Genomic DNA, 17511 nt, shown 5'->3' with positions numbered 1-17511 from the left:
TTCATAACAATTCCTCAGCGCGCTTAATAATTTAATACCTAATATCAGCAAAAACGATACCATAAGTAACAGCTTTTATTGTCAGAGGCGCGCTAACTTACCTCCGCTTACCTTTTAAATGTACCTGATAAATCCTTATTATCAAGAAATTTTGTGTAAATCTTTGAGTCAAAAACTATGGGTTACCATCGACGTTAAATAGCTTCTATTTGACCTAGGCTAACGTCTTTGTTTGCCTGCGCCTCATAAAAAGAATGTCGCTAATAATCCAATGAACTAAGCACTGTACCATAATCAATCACTTAGGTAAATTGGTTATTTAATGCTCGATCTTGTTTTTAGGCATTATAAGAAATTAACGGCGCTCCTTTACATTTCTTTAATTTTAAAACTGGTTTTGGTTCAACTTCCGTTAAGCTGCTGCTCTAAATTTAGTTATGCTTAGCCGCGATACAGCTGTTCCGCACGCTGGAATAATACCCAGGAAGTGATGATTTGTTTGTCACCGGAGATAGGCACATTGCCGCGATGCGTGTGAGTAAAATATGCCGGAGCAATTACCATCGTTCCCTTTTGGGGCTTGATGCTCTTGTTCTGATAATAAAACTCAGTTTCGCCACCTTCTTCCACATCATTTAGATAATACATAAACAGCAGAATACGGTGCAGGGCTTCATTGTTCGGTAGTTGCGGATAGACTTCCGAATGCCAGTATGGATAACCGCCTTTACCGGCTTCATATTTCTGCATGTTAACATCACCAAAGCGAAAGAACTGCGGAATAAACTGGTCGATTTTAGGTTTGGCCAGTTCCTCATAGTTCTCTTCAGTAATGTTGGTGGGTTCACCGGTTTGTGGGTGCCTGACTTTAATCCCCAACGGTCCAATAAAGGCAAAAAAGAACTCATCAAAATAATCAATCACATGCCGCGTCGTGGCGTGGACTACTTTGGTGAATTCTTGCTGAAACTCTGGGTTGTTGCTGATGGAAATATCCCGACTGACTTTTTTGCTGGTATCTACTCCGCCACCCGTGCGACCTTCAAAAGTACCAGGATGTTCCGCAAATTTGGCCATCAGGTTATCGCAGGTGTCGTGATCCAGCGCATTAGGAATGACTTTGATAAAATCCGTCATTAGTCTGCTTCCACGATAATATCTTGCAGTTGCGCACGAACCGGATCGGGAACCGGGCAGGCTTTTTGTGCTTGGTAATCAAAGTGCACCATAGTCGTTATCCCTTTGGCGCAACGTTCACCGTTTTGCCAGACCTCCTGAAACACATCGAAAGAGCTGCCACCTAGGCGACTAATGCCGGTTTTGATGGTGACTTCACCTAAAAATATCTGCTTCAAGAAATCTACTTTGTAACTGGCCAGGATCAGTGGCCAGTTGTCGACATCCATCTCTGGGGTGAACATCTTAAAAATTGGCTCACGGGCAGATTCAAACCACTGCACTAACGTGGTGTTACTTACGTGTTTCAGGGCGTCGGTTTCGTAAAACCGTACTTTGTAGGATTCTTCCAGCATGTGCTTATCCTTTTATTCTTATCATTTATTTTTCAGGAATGGAGCAAGAAAGTGGCCGGTATGGGAGCCTTTCACTTTGCAAACCTGTTCAGGTGTGCCTTCAGCAATGATGTTGCCACCACCTGAACCACCTTCAGGACCGAGATCCACAATCCAGTCTGCGGTTTTAATCACGTCCAGGTTGTGCTCGATAACGACCACAGTATTACCGTGATCTCTGAGGCGATGCAATACGGCCAGCAATTGTTTGATATCGTGAAAGTGTAAACCTGTGGTGGGTTCGTCCAGGATGTACAGGGTTTTTCCGGTATCGCGCTTAGACAGTTCTTTAGCCAGCTTCACCCGTTGTGCTTCACCACCCGATAGCGTCGTCGCTGCCTGACCTAAGCGAATATAAGATAAACCTACATCCATTAGGGTTTGCAGTTTGCGATTGATGGCGGGGACGGCATCAAAAAACTCACGGGCGTCTTCCACTGTCATTTCCAGCACTTCATGGATGTTTTTCCCTTTGTACTGAATTTCCAAGGTTTCGCGGTTATAGCGTTTGCCTTTACACAGATCACAAGGCACATAAACATCAGGTAAAAAGTGCATTTCTACCTTGATTACACCGTCGCCCTGGCAGGCTTCACAGCGGCCCCCTTTGACGTTAAAACTAAAGCGACCAGGCTTGTAACCACGAGAGCGGGATTCCTGAGTACCAGAGAACAACTCTCTGATGGGTGTAAAAATCCCAGTGTAAGTGGCGGGATTGGAACGCGGAGTACGACCAATGGGACTTTGATCGATATCTACCACCTTATCTAATTGGTCCAGACCGGTAATGGATTTATAGGGCGATGGCTCATCAGTGGTGGCACCGTTTAGCTCAATATGCGCTATTTTATAAAAGGTATCGTTAACTAAAGTAGATTTACCTGAACCAGACACGCCAGTGATACAGGTCATCAGGCCTACCGGAACTCGCAAGGTGACATCGTTGAGATTGTTACCGGTAGCGCCTGCCAGCTCTACCCAGGCATCTTCTTTAGCAGATATACGTTTTTCGGGAATCGCAATGGCTTCTTTGCCTGACAGGTATTTACCGGTCAGCGAGTTTTCGTTGTTGAGGATGTCGTCCAACTGCCCTTCGGCGACAATTTCACCACCGTGTACACCTGCGCCTGGGCCAATGTCTACGATATAATCGGCAAGACGAATGGCATCTTCATCGTGTTCTACCACAATCACGGTATTTCCCAGGTCACGCAGATGGGTCAGGGTTTTAAGTAAGCGCTCATTATCTCGTTGGTGTAGACCAATTGAAGGTTCGTCCAATACATACATGACACCCACCAGTCCTGCGCCGATTTGGCTGGCAAGACGAATTCGTTGGGCTTCACCACCGGAGAGGGTATCGGCACTGCGTGATAAATTCAGATAATTCAGGCCAACATTGACTAAAAAGGTCAAGCGGTCGTTGATTTCCTTCAGGATCTTCTCCGCGATTTGCGCTCTTTGCCCTTGCAACTGAAGATGGGTGAAGAAGTCTTTGGCTTCCACGATGGACATTTCTGAAACCGTCGGCAAGGTGGTATCTGCCACAAATACATTGCGCGCTTCCTGGCGCAGTCTACTGCCACCACAGCTAGTGCAAGGTTGCTGGCTTAGATATTTAGACAGCTCTTCGCGCACTGCATTGGATTCAGTTTCTTTATAGCGGCGCTCCATGTTGGGAATGATCCCTTCGAAGGGATGCTTGCGGGTCATGATGTCGCCGCGGTCATTGATATATTTGAAGTTGATGGAGGTGCCCTTGCTGCCGTAGAGCACGATATCCTGTGCTTTTTTATCCAGCTCATTAAAAGGCGTATTCAGATCAAACTCATAGTGTTCGGCTACGGCTTGCAGCATCTGAAAATAGTAGTAACTGCGCTTGTCCCAACCGCGAATCGCTCCACCGGAAATACTGATCTCTTCATTGGCGATTAAACGCACAGGGTCAAAAAATTGCTTGGTTCCCAGGCCATCACAGGTGCCGCAAGCGCCTGCAGGATTGTTAAAGGAAAACAGGCGCGGTTCCAGCTCGGTAATACTATAACCACAGTGAGGGCAGGCAAAATTAGCAGAGAACACCAGCTCTTCTTTTTCTGGTTCGTCCATCCAGGCCACACGGGCTACCCCTGCTGACAATTCCAGCGCGGTTTCAAAACTCTCAGCCAAACGCAGTTGCAAATCTTCTCGTACTTTAAAGCGGTCTACTACTACATCAATGCTGTGCTTTTTGTGTAAATCCAGCTCGGGTGGATCCGATAAGTCACAAATCTCACCATCAATTCTGGCCCGGATAAAACCTTGTGCCGCCAGGTTTTCCAGGGTTTTAATGTGTTCCCCTTTGCGATCTTTTACCACCGGAGCCAGCAGCATCATCTTACTGTTTTCCGGCAACTCCAGCACTTTATCCACCATTTGGCTGACGGTTTGTGCCTGCAATGGCGCATTGTGGTCAGGACAGCGAGGCTCGCCCACTCGCGCGAATAATAAGCGTAGGTAGTCATATATTTCTGTAATTGTACCTACGGTGGAACGCGGATTATGGGATGTGGATTTTTGCTCGATTGAAATCGCCGGAGATAAACCTTCAATGTGGTCCACTTCGGGTTTTTCCATCATGGACAGAAACTGTCTGGCGTAGGCGGATAAGGATTCAACATAGCGACGCTGACCTTCCGCATACAGGGTATCGAAGGCTAACGACGACTTGCCAGAGCCTGATAAACCGGTGATAACGATCAGTTTATCCCGTGGCAGTTCGATGTTGACGTTTTTGAGATTGTGGGTTCTGGCACCCCTGACGGTAATTTTGTCCATGCGGTAGAAATAACTGTTCGCAAAAAGAGTATTATATGCATATATATACAGTAGTTAGCAAATGGTTTAATTTATCGCTTATGGGCAATAGATACTGTCTCTGGCCTATGTTTTATGCTAATATTCGCCGCCTTTTTTTGACCGTTTTCTGACAGGAAATTCGACCGTTTTGAATCAGACTGAAATACGTGGTGCCTTGTCGCTGGTCTTTGTTTACCTGATGCGTATGCTCGGGTTATTCATGGTGATGCCGGTATTGGTAGTACTTGCTCAGGATTATCCCGATTACACCCCTGTATGGGTGGGCGCTGCTATTGGCGCATATGGTCTTTCGCAGGCGGTGTTGCAGATCCCAATGGGTATATTGTCCGATAATCTGGGACGTAAACCGGTGATTATCGGTGGTCTGATATTGTTTGCGCTGGGCAGCCTGGTAGCGGCTATGGCCGAATCAATGTGGTTGTTAACGCTGGGACGTTTTTTACAGGGCACGGGGGCGATTGCCGGAGCGATTATGGCGCTTGCTGCCGATATCAGCCGGGAGAGTCAACGCAGCAAAGTGATGGCAACTATCGGTATCGCCATCGGCTTTTCATTTTATTTATCACTCATTATCGGGCCACTACTTTCGGCTTCCGCCGGATTACAGGGCATCTTTCTGATTACCGCCGTATTGGCGCTGATTTGTATTCCTTTGGTTCTGTTTGGGGTACCTAATGTGGTGGTGAGCGCCCCAAGTGGGGATACCTTGCCAGGCAAATCACAGATAACCGCCATGCTAAAGTCCAGGCCATTGCTGCGACTGAATACCAGTGTGTTATTACTGCATATGATGATTACTTTAGTGTTTGTGCAGTTTCCGGTGAATTTACAAGACTTAGGCTGGGAGTTGTCACAACATTGGATGTTGTATCTACCGGTGTTATTGCTGGCAATTGTTGGCATGGCTGTGTTGATGGGGTTAGCCCGAAAGTTTCAAACCCAAACAATTATTATTGTGGCATTGTGGCTAATGGCGGCGGCATTTGTCGGTCTGGCTAATTTGGCCGACAGCTTTTATAGCCTGATGCTGTTTATTATTTTGTTCTTTACCGGGTTCAATTATCTGGAAGCCAACTTGCCGGCTATGGTGGCCAATATCGCACCGCCCGGTAAAAAAGGCTCAGCGATGGGAATTTATGCCAGCTTCCAGTTCTTTGGCGCATTTTTAGGGGGCATGGTCTCAGGATTGATATTGGCCAACTTTGGTTCTGAGTTAGTCTGGTATTTAGCCGCGGGCATCTGTATTCTTTGGACAGGTTTGTTTGTGGGTTTCCGGGCATCCGAGCGTCTGTCCCGTTACACTTTGTCTTTGAATTTAGCCGGGCGGGATTTGACGACGCTGCAAAGAGAGTTTAACGCATTACCTGGCATCAGTGAGTACACCATTGTGCCGGATGAATCAGCCGTGTACCTGAAGGTTCAGGGCAAACATTTTGATATATTAAAAGCCAGAAAACTGGCTGATCCAGAAGAGAATTAGGAGAAAACATGGCCAGCAGAGGTATCAATAAAGTTATTATCGTCGGCAATCTGGGACAAAATCCGGAAGTAAAATACATGCCGAATGGCAATGCCGTAACCAACATCAGTGTCGCCACCAGTGAAAGCTGGAAAGATCAGCAAGGACAATTGCAGGAACGCACCGAGTGGCACCGTATTGTTATGTTTCGCAAGTTAGCGGAAATTGCCGGTCAGTATTTACAAAAAGGCTCTCAGGTTTACATCGAGGGTAAACTGCAAACCCGTAAATGGCAGGATCAGAACGGTCAGGACCGTTACACTACTGAGATCGTCGCTGACAACATGCAGATGTTAGGCGGCCGCCAGGGCGGTGGCAACGAAGGTGGCGGTTATCAACCTAATCAGGGCGCACAAGGCGGCGGTGCACCACAACAAGCGCCAAGCTACCAGCAAATGCCCAACCAGGGCGGCGGTCAGCAAAATCGCGGTGGCAACCAGGGCGGTGGCTTCAATCAGGCACCAAAACAACCTGCACAGCCTATGCAGGAACCGGACTTTGATTTCGATGACGATATTCCCTTTTAAAAATCCGGCGCTGACAATGTTAAAAGCAGTCAACACGCTCTAATCAAACCCCGTTGCGACGGGGTTTTTTGTTTGCCCAGCGAAGCTGGCAAACCCGTCAGGTTGAAAGAAACCTGAATCACCCCGACTGAGGGGAAGATAATCCAAATGGCAAGGGCGTTGCTGGCTAACGGCAAGGTCTGAAGGAAGCCATAGGAAGTCAGAGGTACACAACGAAAGTGAACCTGATTCGGCAAAGCAGGAGGGTAAGCGTGCAAAATAGCGTGAAGCCCGATACTCAGTCAGTTCTGTTTTGTGCTTGAGGGTGGGATCTCTGACAGGGAGCCAGTGCAGTAACTGGGGAAGCCTGACACCGTCTCTGGTGAAGAGCCAGAATCATCTGTACGAGGGGAGACTCAAGGCAGGTGTTGGTGCGAGGTGGCAGATGAATCCGTAGTAGTGAGTAAGGCCCGGCCTGTGAAACCCAGTAATGGTGTGGAGGATAAAACCGAGCTGACCATTAGCATAGTGTCTGATGGGACACTGACTGGCCAAAAGCTTATCAGTGTTGCGAAGGGAGGAAGCATACTTCAAGTCTGTGATGAACAGATGTTTTTTTTTAGTGGTACACGAGTCGGTTAGCTATCGAAGTCTTCCTGTCTGGTTTGTGGTGGAAACCGCAGACTGGAACATGAAACTGTACACGGGAGTAATGTTGTGCACGTTAAGTAGATTGCCATTGTGCCAGCACGCTTTACGACAACATGAAATATACCAACGCAAAGAAAGGATATCCGTCCCCACACAGCACACAACCTGAGGAGGCAAGGTGAGAGTTTATTACAGTTTGTATGGGCAACTGCTTAATAAAGAGCGCCTGTACAAAGGATTCAAAAAGGTAAAGAAAGCGAAAGGCGCGGCCGGAACAGATGGGCAGAGCCTGAGCGACTTCGCCTTAAATCTGAGTGATAATCTTGACCAACTTGTCTGTGAACTCAAAACCAGAAAGTACAGTCCACAACCTGTCAGGCGGAAAGAAATACCGAAAGACGATGGTGGTACACGATTACTGGGGATCCCAGCAGTACGGGACAGAGTAGTCCAGCAGGCCCTGTATGATCTGCTTATGCCGCTCTTTGATGCGCAATTCCATCCATCAAGCTTTGGATACAGACCGCATCGAAGTTGTCACGATGCCATTAATAAAGCCACGATGTTCATCCGTCGCTACGGACTGGAGCATGTTGTGGATATGGACCTGTCGAAGTGCTTTGATAAGCTCGATCATGAGATTATCCTTGAAAGTATCCGAAAGCGAGTCACAGATGGCAGCGTACTGTCACTGATAAATCAGTTCCTGAAAAGTGGTGTAATGGTAGATGGTTACTGGCAGCAGAGCGGCTCAGGAAGCCCGCAAGGTGGTGTGATAAGCCCACTGATAGCGAATATCTATCTGGATGCGTTTGATCAGGAGATGAGGAAGCGAGGGCACCGAATAGTGCGCTATGCCGATGATATTCTGATCTTCTGCCGAAGTCGTTCTGGAGCAGAAAATGCACAGAAACAGGCGACGAAGCTACTGGAGAAAGGGCTGAAACTGACAGTTAACCAGGCGAAATCTCACATTGCTCATAGCGATGAGGGAGTGAAATTTCTGGGTGTTGAAATTGGGCGTCAATACACCCGTATACAACCTCAGAAACTCGCAGCGTTTAAAAAGAAGTTGAAGCAGATGACGAAACGCAATGGTGGCAAACCGCTGTGTGCAGTTATCAAAGAGTTGAACCCTGTTTTAAGAGGGTTTAGCCAGTACTTCAGGATTGCCAATAGCAACAGGGAATTTTCTAAGATAGCGAGATGGTTGAGGCGCAGGCTTCGCAGTATCCAATTGAAATTATGGAAGAAACCAGCGAAGCTGCATGGAAGACTGAAGCAGCTTGGTTATAAACCGCCGTTCAGGTTTATCCAAATGAACAGGTGGAGAAATGCTCATAGCCCTCTGGCCAGTTATGCGATGCCAAATCAATGGTTCAACGACCTTGGTCTGGTCAATTTTGAGCTAATTAGGACGGGGTATGTGTTCAGCGCTTATGCTGAATGGAAGTATGCATGAGCCGTATACGAGGTCCGTACGTACGGTTCTGTGAGAGGGATGAGGCGGTGACGCCTCACCCTACTTGATGTGTTCGATGAATGCCGTAAACAGAAATTTTCTAATATTTTTGTGACGTTATGGCTACTTGGCGACTCTATCTTTATAAAACAATGTAAAAAGCATGAGTGGATTTGACAGGACGATAAGCACAGACATTATTCAGCGCGCTGCTGAGGGTGATCTGGATGCAATGGAGGCTATCTATGTTTGCTACATAGATGCTTGCTATCGTTTGTCGTATCGCATGATTATGGATCCACAGTTGGCTGAAGACGCCTGCCAGGAAACCTTTATTAATGTGATGAAAAATATTCATTCCTATAAGCATGAAGGCAGTTTTGCGGGCTGGGTAAGACGAATTCTGGTTAATGAGACAATACGCAAAATTAACAAGCGAAAGGATTTTGATACAACAGAGCCAATGGAAGTTGAACCGGAGCAACAAACCTCCTTATTTGACAGCAACTGGATGTCGAATCTGATGGATTTGGAGTTTTATCTGAAAAAACTGTCAGCGGATGCCAGAACTGTGCTGATATTGCATGAAATAGAAGGGTTCAGGCACACGGAAATAGCTAAACTATTGGATAAATCTGAAAGTTACTCAAAAATGACACTGCACAGGGCTTATAAATTATTGCAGGCAGCGTCAAAAAAAGCAGAGGTGAAACATGCACCTGAGTGATCAGCAATTACTTAATCTGGATAGCGAAGACAGTAGCCATCTGCATGAATGTGCAGATTGTCAGCAGCGTCTGGAAAATCTCAGACAAATGCGGTCCCGTTTAAATGAATGCGCCGATTACACCATACCGGACAGAGAGTTAAAGGCACAACAATTCAGGCTGAGAATGCAGGCGCAGCAAACCGCTTCTGCGCAGGTAGTGAAACTATCACCGGCTAAACGCACTGGCTATTGGTGGGCGGCTGGGTTTGCATTGGCGGCATCATTATTTCTGGCTATCCAAATTTTACCCGGTAATCCGGTAAGTCCGGCTCCTGAAGACTCGCTGGAGTCTCTGGATAACCTGATCACCCGGCACCAGAACTTACTGCAAAACTATCATGCACAATCTTCAGGTACTCGAACGCAAGGGCTTGTGAAGCCACTAACGGCTTTAGATCAACAAATTCAAAATGCCTATCTGCAAAACTTAAGCGAAGAGCAAATCAGGGCCTTGTGGCAAAAGAAAATTAATAATATCAATAAAGAGTTACAAGATGACAAGCATCTATTACGCATCTAAAAACGTGACGCTGAAAAGCCTGTTAAGCGTTATTTTCAGTGGCACCTGGCTGCTGCTATGCACCGTGAGTGCGTCAGCCGCCGAAGAAACCTCCGCACAAGTGAGCCAGTTAAAGTCGCCAGAAGCGAGACGTATGCTGGAGGACCTGGAAGAACAGCTAAACAGTGCGTTTTTAGCCATCGCCGAAGAGGAGCGAAAGGCTGGTAGTGACCTGCGGTCATTTAATTACAGCATGCAAATTCCGGAAAAAAAGCAATATATTATGGGCATGGTGGTGGACACTCGAGAACTGCAAAAAGGTTTGCGTGTGGTATCAGTAGAACCCGGTAGTGCGGCTGATAAAGTGGGCTTAAAGCTCAATGATTATATCGTGGAAGTTGATGAGGTACGCATTACGGATGCTATTGAACCCGAAGGTTTACCTTATTTATTGAAGCCCCGCGTTGATGACACCCTGCTGTTGCGCGTTAAATCAGGTAATCAATATCGGGAGGTGTCGATGCACATTCCTGGCTTGTATGTGCCAGAGGTGAACCTACAAGTCGCTGTTAAGCAGGATAAAATTGTTCAGGAACAAGCTACAGAAGCGCAATGTGCCATTCTCAAATTTGGCAGCCGCTCGGTAGCCTTAAAAATGGGCAGTGTGGCACTGACGGAAATCAATGGCGAAAAAATTCCAGAGATTAAAAACTTTGCCTTAAAAACCATTCCAGTACCCGCAGGGCAGCACAGAATCAAGGTGGCCAGGTCAAAGTGGCCCGATGGCAACGCTGAGGGAACAATAAAAACTTTGGATATTGAAGTTAAGGCAAATACCAAATACTACATAGGCAGTAAAAACTTCTATTTTGATGAATGGATACCAGTTGTATACAAAGAAGAAAAAACTGACTGTGAACTAGATTGAGCTATCGGTTTGTTTTAACTGCTTTCGAAGTCTACATCGCAAACACCATTGCGCAATGCAAAAGTGGCTGAATAAACGCTTTATATACTTTTGTCTCATTGTTGAAACGGTAAACTCATGGACAATAAGTCTGTGAAGCGGAAGAAATAAATTCCAATTAATCAGGTCTGTTCTAAGCCTGATAGTCATAAAAAGTCTAAGAAACCGACAAAGTTGCAGATAAATAATATGATAAGTGAGTTACGGGATATGGTGATTTTGTCCAGAGTTTGTTCTAATACCAATAAATACAAGAATAAAAATTAACGAATGCGCATAGGTTGGAGAAAACTGATTTCCTACATGAGTCGTAAGCCCTCTGGCTTTACCTCACTGGGGATCGAGTATGATGTCAACGGTTTGCACGTATGTGCGACACAGGATGTTGACGGCCAAAAGACCTGGGTGCTAAACGAAACCCTTCCGCTTCAAGACTGGCAAGCTCAACTAAAAGAGTTGGTGACAGAGCACGGCCTGAATAACACCAAAACCACTATCGTCTTCGCAACTAAAAAGTACAAGCTGGTACAAACCGACAAACCTGCCGTACCGGAAGAAGAAATCGTCTCTGCATTGCAGTGGTCCATTAAGGATTTGCTGATGACTCAGGATGAGGTAGTGATTGACTATTTTGATTTACCAGCACAAACCACAGGGGCCAACAAGGTCAATGTGGTTGCCATTCCCAAAGCCGAGTTATACGACGTCTGTAAAGGAGCTATTGAAGCGGGTTTACTTATTGAATGTGTGACAGTGGAAGAACTGGCCACTAGTGAGTTGCTGCCCGATGATCAGGACGGTTATGTCACCATGTTTCAGTCCCATAGTGGGGAAGTTTGCCTGAACATCATCAAAGGTCGGAAGATGTACTTTTCCCGGCGTATTAGAGGTTATGAGCAAATCAGCACCTTCAATGAAGCTGAACTGCAAATGGGAGTGGCTGATAACCTGAGTGTGGAACTACAACGTTCAATGGATTTTTTTGAAAGTCAGTTGCGTCAGGCACCAGTGAGACGCATATTTATCAATCTGGAAAGCCAACACCAGGCTGTTCTGGCCAAGCTCATTAGCGATGCGATGCAGGTGGAGGCGCAAGCTTTTATCCCTGACTGTCCCAAATTGGAAACTCTCAACTACAGCGAAGCGTCATTGGCTGCACTGGGAGGGGCTTTCTCTCATTCAGATGAGGTTTTACCCGCCAGCGCTGAAGAAGGAGATACCGCGTGAAGTACCGCGTAAACCTCTTTCCGGAAGAGTTGAAGCCTAAATTAAACCTGTTTACCGCTGGTTTTGTACTGTTAATGTGGCTACTAAGTGGCGTTGTCTTGTTTGCGATGAGTGAGCATTACCATCAGAAATACCGGGATATGCAGATGGCAACCCGGGATATACAGCAGAAGTACACTCAGCAAACCAAGATGCTGAAAATGCTGACCAATGCCCGTGATACCAGAGCGCAAGATCCGGCTTTAGTTGCACAGGTACAAAAGTTACAAAATGAAGCTCGCGACAAAGGACTGTTATTGGAAGAGCTAAGGGGCAGGGAACAGCTAAAAAATCAGGGATTTTCTATGTTGATGGAAGATCTGGCACTCAATCATGTGGAAGGCGTCTGGCTTACACGCATTAGTATCCATGAGCAAAAAATCCGCATGGAAGGTGCCACCATTGAATCAGCTAAAGTGCCCTTTTGGGTTAGCCAATTACGGGATTCTGACTATTTTACCGGGCGAAGCTTCGCCGGGGCCCGCATGTTCAGAGACGATCAGGACAACCTCAACTTCGTGATCAGCTCTGATCTGGTGGAGTTGGCGGTGGAGCAGGAAGTACTGAAAAAAGCGTCAGGAGCAGGACAACCATGAATTTAGATATAAAACGCTGGTCTGATGTTGAAGAAAAATTTTCAGAGTTATCTACTCGAGAAAAATCTCTGGCACTGTTAAGTGGTCTGGTTGCGGTGCTCTTTGGCGGTTATGTGTGGCTGGTGGAACCGGTACAAATTGAGATCGAAAAGCTGACCCGGACCGTAGAAAGGCAGAAGTCGCAATCCGGTCAGTTGGACACCCAAATTAAGGCGGTAGAACTGGAGCTGGCTGAAGACCCCAATGAACCTTTGCGTAAAAATCGCGAAAAGTTTGCACAGCAAATTACTGAAATCGATGAAAAGTTGCGGGAGCAAACTGTTGATTTGATTCCGGCTAATAGAATGCCTGAGGTACTGGAAAAAATTCTGAGCCAGTCTAAAAAGCTAAAAGTACTGCAGATGGAATCTATTCCGCCAGTGCGTATGATGGACATTAACGCTGACAGCGGCGCTAGAGTGAATCTGTTTCAGCATGGTGTACTACTCGTTTTGGAAGGGGAATACGGCCATATATGGGAGTATCTCAACGAGATTGAGTCATTAGAGTGGCGGTTTTACTGGAAGCGATTTGATTACATCGTAGAAGAGCATCCCAAAGCAAGAGCAGAAATAGAGCTCTATACTCTTAGTACCAGCAAAGCGTTTATCGGAGTCTGATGTGCGAATTTTACTGATGACATTGTGTTTGGTTTTGGTTTGCGGCAATAGTTTTGCCCAGCAGTTATTAAAAGATCCCACCCGGCCGGCAAATAAAACGGTGGTGGCTGTGGATGAAGAGGGCAATGCCACTACTGAGGCTGGAGCGACTTTCGGTAATCTTTCTGGTCAGGGTGATACGGCGGCCTTCCCAAATGCAAAGTTATCAGCAATTGTGGTTACGGATCCTTTGAAATATGCAATAATCAATAACGAGGTGGTATACGAAGGCGACTCTTGGCGGAATGTGATTCTGAGCCAGGTAAAGCCATACAGCATAATATTAAAATTAAACGACCTCGAAAAAGAAATAACAATAAGTAAAACTGATTTTATTACCGAATCAAATTATGATCATTAGATGCGCTATTCTGATTTTCTTGTCGGCAATTCTGGCTGCCTGTCAGAGTTCCAGCCGTCCGGAAATGACACAACCTGCCAGGTCTGCCCTGGGGCAGGCAATATCTGAAGATGCCGACGAAGAGAGCGCGGCAAAACCACTTCAAACCGTACCTCAGTCAGTCGCCGAAGCCTTGCGACCTGAATTACCTGTACAAAAAGACCGAGAACTGTTTGGTGAACCTCGCCTGGATATTCAGGCCAACGAAGTTGATGCCCGGACTTTCTTTGCCGGACTGGTGAAAAACAGTCACTACAGCATCGCCATTCATCCTGAAGTGCAGGGCAGTATCACCCTGGATTTAAAGCAAGTGCGCTTGCAAGACGTGTTTGAAATTGTTCAGGAAATTTATGGCTATGATGTGCAGCAAACCGGTAATGTTTATCGGGTCTATCCTTCCGGCATCCGCACTGAAACTTTTGCGGTAAATTATTTATTAATGCAACGTGACGGCAGTACTTCCAGTAGTGTCAGTACTGGTGGTGTTTCGCAATTTGGCGGTAGCAGTGGCAATAATAGCGGTGGTCTCGGCGGTGGAAATCGCGGTAACAACAATAATAACAACCTCAACGGACTAAGCGGCGGCGGTAATGGCACCACCATTTCCACCACCACACAAACTAATTTTTGGGCTCAGTTGCAAGCGGCACTGATATCCATGGTGGGCGCTGAACAAGGTCGCAGTGTCGTGGTTTCTCCTCAGGCAGGTTTGGTATCGGTGCGCGCTATGCCTGATGAGTTACGCCAGGTTCGTAAGTTTTTACAGGCTTCTCAAGAAAGTGTACAACGTCAGGTTATTCTGGAAGCCAGAGTTATCGAACTAACACTAAGTGATGAGTATCAGCAGGGCATTAACTGGACCCAAATTTTATCGCATTCCGGTTCAACTGACTTCCGTTTTACCGCCGGAGCAACTACCTCCGGCAACGAAATCACGGGCGCTCTGGGTGGAATTTCCAGTTTGTCTTTCCTTAATCAAGATTTTTCCGGCGTGCTGTCTTTGCTGTCTACACAAGGTAATGTGCAGGTACTCTCCAGTCCGAGAGTAACAGCATTAAACAACCAAAAAGCAGTTATTAAAGTGGGCAGTGATGAATACTTCGTAACCGATGTTTCTAATCAAAGCACCACCAATGCCAGTACAACCTCCACTACTCCGGATGTTGAACTGACTCCCTTCTTTTCAGGGATAGCTCTGGATGTAACCCCGCAAATTGACGAGCGTGGCAGTGTTTTATTGCACGTTCATCCTTCTGTTATCGAAACGGAAGAACAGCAAAAAGTGGTTACCATCAATCAGGAAGAACTGGTATTGCCGCTAGCGCAAAGTAATATTCGCGAATCAGACACTGTGATACAGGCCCGCTCCGGCGAAATCGTAGTTATAGGTGGCCTGATGTCTACCAGCACCACAGATAATATTTCTAAAACTCCTTTTGTGGGTGATATTCCGATTGTGGGCAATCTGTTTCGCAACAAGCGCGAAGCTGTGGTTAAGCGAGAATTAGTGATCCTAATCAAGCCCACCGTGGTGAAACAAGGCACATGGCAGAAGCAATTGAAACAGAGTCAGGATTACATAGCTGACTGGTTGTATGTGGAATAAGTTATGTACCTTTATCACTTTGGTCTTCGGGAGTTACCTTTCACACTAACCCCCAATACCAGCTATTTTTACGGTTTGCCTTGCCACAAAGAAGCGCTGGATGTGATTTTGCACGCCCTCAAGGCGGGTGAAGGGTTTATTAAGGTTACTGGTGAAGTCGGCACCGGGAAAACCCTGATATGTCGTAAAATCCTGAATGAATTGCCGGATCACTTCGTAACAGCCTATATACCCAATCCCTATTTGTCGCCGGAGGAGTTACGCCGCGCGGTAGCCGCTGAACTTAAAGTTAATTTAAGCACTCAAACTGATCAGCAGGAGTTTACGCAGCGCATTCAGGAAAAGCTGATTGAGGTGCATCAGGGCGGTAATTCTGTGGTGCTGATAATTGATGAAGCTCAGGCGTTGCCCAGTGATAGTCTGGAGGTATTGCGCTTGTTTACCAACCTGGAAACGGAATCGCGCAAGCTGTTGCAGGTGGTGTTGTTTGGGCAACCGGAATTAGATACCAAGATCAGCAAAGGCGAGCTGAGGCAGTTAAATCAGCGCATTACTTTTAGTTATGCCCTGAAAACCATGGATCAGGACCAACTTTATTTTTATCTGAAACACCGACTCAGTGTAGCCGGTAATCGCACTGAAGAAATTTTTAGTCGTCAGGTGTGTGGCTTGCTACATAAGGCCTGCAGAGGGACTCCAAGAATTGTTAACGTTGTTGCTCACAAAGCACTAATGTTGGCATATGGCGAAGGAAAGCATCGCGTGACTAAAGATCACGTAAAACTTGCCGTCAAAGATACAGATGCCTGTATACAACCAAGGTCGAATAGCCGGGTGGCGTTTTTTGTATTAATTTTGGCGTTATTATTGCTTTTGTTTATGTTCCGAAACGAACTAACCAATTTTTTGACTGGAGCTGAATTACTGTGAGTGTCGTGAATAAGATGCTAAAGGATCTCGATGATCGTGCTGCCCATGAACAGGGGGACGGCAGCGATTATCAAGAACCGCCAGAATCAAAGCGCATTCGCTATATGATCTTTTTTATTGCTTTTGTGGGTGTCTCGGCAGCGAGCTATTTTAGTTATCGGGCGATGGGACCGCAGTACTTTGAGGATCTCTATGCTCAGGGAATGCAGTTTATTTCCGGTGAAGAGCCGCAACAGCAAGAAAGCAAAAAAGTATCAGTTAACAGAGCACTGGATCAGATGATGCCCACCCGTGGCGGTGTTAGTGAGCCGGTTGTGACCGAGACGACACAGCAGCCCGTCGAAGCGAAGAGCAATGACTTGTTAGCTACTACTGCAAAAGCGCCAGAGGGTGCTGGTCAGGCAGCAACGAGCAACGCCAGTGGTGAAGAACAAACTGGGCGAATGGCCAGTAGTGATGAAGATGATTTTAACGAGACTGATTTTGCCGCTGCAGAAGCCGACCCTTCTCAAGGTCAGCAGGTAGCAAAAAGCGGTAGTACAGAAAGCTCAGCATCGCCAGTGGTGACCGTCGGTCAAACCCTGGTTCCGGTTGCGCCTCCTGGTAGCAGCAGTTTTGTGCAGGTCAGTGGCGTTGATGGTACTAGTGCTGAAATTACTGAGTTAACCAGTCTGGCATCACAGGCTGTTGCCGAAAAGAATGTAGACAGAGCCATTAATTTGTATCGCCAGATACTGAATATTGATTTTAAACAGCACGAAATACGTAAAAAGCTGGCGGTGTTACTCTATTCCAATGGCAATAACGGTGCCGCCAGTGTGGTGTTATCCGATGGTATCGACATCGCGCCACAAAGAGTGGATTTTCGTTTGATGCTGGCGCGTTTGTTTTATCGCGAGCAAAAATTGCGTGCTGCCTACACTGTGCTGGAAGGCGTTGATCCTGACGTTCAGCGCAATATTGATTTTTATGGTTTAAAAGCCACTGTCGCCCAGGAGCTAGAACTCAATGCAGAGTCTTCTCATTTATATGGCCGACTGGTTATTTTTGAACCCAACAGAGCGCAATGGTGGTTAGGATTGGCAGTGTCTTTGGATAGAATGTCGCAAAGAGACGGTGCCTTAAGAGCCTATGAAAATGCCGCTGATCTGCGCCAACTGTCTGCCTCAGCCAATGATTTTATAAAACAGCGAATTCTTGAACTGGGGGGCTAGT

At 46.5% G+C, this 17511-nt stretch carries 16 protein-coding genes; 13 read left to right on the top strand and 3 right to left on the bottom strand.

What is annotated here, in order from left to right:
- Positions 1–441: 441 nt before the first annotated feature.
- Genes ACXAD8_RS12110 through uvrA form a run of 3 tightly spaced genes read right to left on the bottom strand, consistent with a single transcriptional unit; the run spans position 442 to position 4385 of the window.
- Positions 442–1137 carry a 2OG-Fe(II) oxygenase gene (locus tag ACXAD8_RS12110; RefSeq protein ID WP_475228863.1) on the bottom strand — a complete coding sequence of 232 codons (696 nt, stop codon included), beginning with the start codon at positions 1135–1137 and terminating at the stop codon, positions 442–444.
- The gene (locus ACXAD8_RS12105; protein ID WP_475228861.1) at positions 1137–1532 is read right to left on the bottom strand and encodes an acyl-CoA thioesterase; all 396 of its coding nucleotides are present in this window, start codon (positions 1530–1532) and stop codon (positions 1137–1139) included. The genes ACXAD8_RS12110 and ACXAD8_RS12105 overlap by 1 nt, the downstream gene beginning before the upstream one ends.
- A 21-nt stretch (positions 1533–1553) precedes the next feature.
- On the bottom strand, positions 1554–4385 hold the full coding sequence (gene uvrA / locus ACXAD8_RS12100; RefSeq protein WP_475228859.1) for an excinuclease ABC subunit UvrA: 2832 nt from the start codon (positions 4383–4385) through the stop codon (positions 1554–1556).
- A 169-nt stretch (positions 4386–4554) separates the two neighbouring features.
- Between uvrA and ACXAD8_RS12095 the strand changes: the two genes are divergently transcribed.
- From ACXAD8_RS12095 to ACXAD8_RS12035, 13 genes are all read left to right on the top strand, one after another.
- Positions 4555–5907 (top strand): MFS transporter, encoded by a 1353-nt coding sequence (locus ACXAD8_RS12095; RefSeq protein ID WP_475228856.1) that lies wholly within the window; start codon positions 4555–4557, stop codon positions 5905–5907.
- An 8-nt stretch (positions 5908–5915) separates the two neighbouring features.
- Positions 5916–6473 (top strand): single-stranded DNA-binding protein, encoded by a 558-nt coding sequence (locus ACXAD8_RS12090; protein WP_475228853.1) that lies wholly within the window; start codon positions 5916–5918, stop codon positions 6471–6473.
- A gap of 808 nt (positions 6474–7281) precedes the next feature.
- On the top strand, positions 7282–8565 hold the full coding sequence (ltrA, locus tag ACXAD8_RS12085; RefSeq protein ID WP_475228851.1) for a group II intron reverse transcriptase/maturase: 1284 nt from the start codon (positions 7282–7284) through the stop codon (positions 8563–8565).
- 163 nt (positions 8566–8728) lie between these two features.
- Complete coding sequence (locus ACXAD8_RS12080) at positions 8729–9292, top strand: RNA polymerase sigma factor (protein WP_475228849.1); 564 nt, start codon at positions 8729–8731, stop codon at positions 9290–9292.
- On the top strand, positions 9279–9854 hold the full coding sequence (locus ACXAD8_RS12075; protein ID WP_475228846.1) for a hypothetical protein: 576 nt from the start codon (positions 9279–9281) through the stop codon (positions 9852–9854). Before ACXAD8_RS12080 ends, ACXAD8_RS12075 begins: the two co-directional genes overlap by 14 nt.
- On the top strand, positions 9829–10761 hold the full coding sequence (locus ACXAD8_RS12070; protein ID WP_475228844.1) for a PDZ domain-containing protein: 933 nt from the start codon (positions 9829–9831) through the stop codon (positions 10759–10761). Before ACXAD8_RS12075 ends, ACXAD8_RS12070 begins: the two co-directional genes overlap by 26 nt.
- A gap of 342 nt (positions 10762–11103) precedes the next feature.
- Positions 11104–12027: an MSHA biogenesis protein MshI gene (locus tag ACXAD8_RS12065; protein WP_475228842.1), complete on the top strand. Its 924-nt coding sequence runs from the start codon at positions 11104–11106 to the stop codon at positions 12025–12027.
- The gene (locus tag ACXAD8_RS12060) at positions 12024–12662 is read left to right on the top strand and encodes a PilN domain-containing protein (protein WP_475228840.1); all 639 of its coding nucleotides are present in this window, start codon (positions 12024–12026) and stop codon (positions 12660–12662) included. Before ACXAD8_RS12065 ends, ACXAD8_RS12060 begins: the two co-directional genes overlap by 4 nt.
- Positions 12659–13321, top strand: coding sequence for a type II secretion system protein GspM (gene gspM, locus ACXAD8_RS12055; protein WP_475228837.1), 663 nt, complete (start codon positions 12659–12661; stop codon positions 13319–13321). The genes ACXAD8_RS12060 and gspM overlap by 4 nt, the downstream gene beginning before the upstream one ends.
- 1 nt (position 13322) lies before the next feature.
- The gene (locus tag ACXAD8_RS12050) at positions 13323–13721 is read left to right on the top strand and encodes a hypothetical protein (RefSeq protein ID WP_475228834.1); all 399 of its coding nucleotides are present in this window, start codon (positions 13323–13325) and stop codon (positions 13719–13721) included.
- Positions 13711–15366, top strand: a complete 1656-nt coding sequence (gene mshL / locus ACXAD8_RS12045; protein ID WP_475228832.1) for a pilus (MSHA type) biogenesis protein MshL — start codon at positions 13711–13713, stop codon at positions 15364–15366. The genes ACXAD8_RS12050 and mshL overlap by 11 nt, the downstream gene beginning before the upstream one ends.
- 3 nt (positions 15367–15369) lie before the next feature.
- A complete protein-coding gene (locus ACXAD8_RS12040; protein ID WP_475228829.1) occupies positions 15370–16296 on the top strand; it encodes an ExeA family protein in 927 nt (308 codons plus the stop codon).
- Between the two features lie 5 nt (positions 16297–16301).
- Positions 16302–17510 carry a tetratricopeptide repeat protein gene (locus tag ACXAD8_RS12035; protein WP_475228827.1) on the top strand — a complete coding sequence of 403 codons (1209 nt, stop codon included), beginning with the start codon at positions 16302–16304 and terminating at the stop codon, positions 17508–17510.
- Position 17511 lies beyond the last annotated feature (1 nt).

The sequence above is a fragment of the Planctobacterium sp. AWH2_060 genome (genome assembly GCF_056158425.1).
Note: the sequence above shows the minus strand (reverse complement) of the source record. Positions and strands in the feature narration are given on the sequence as shown.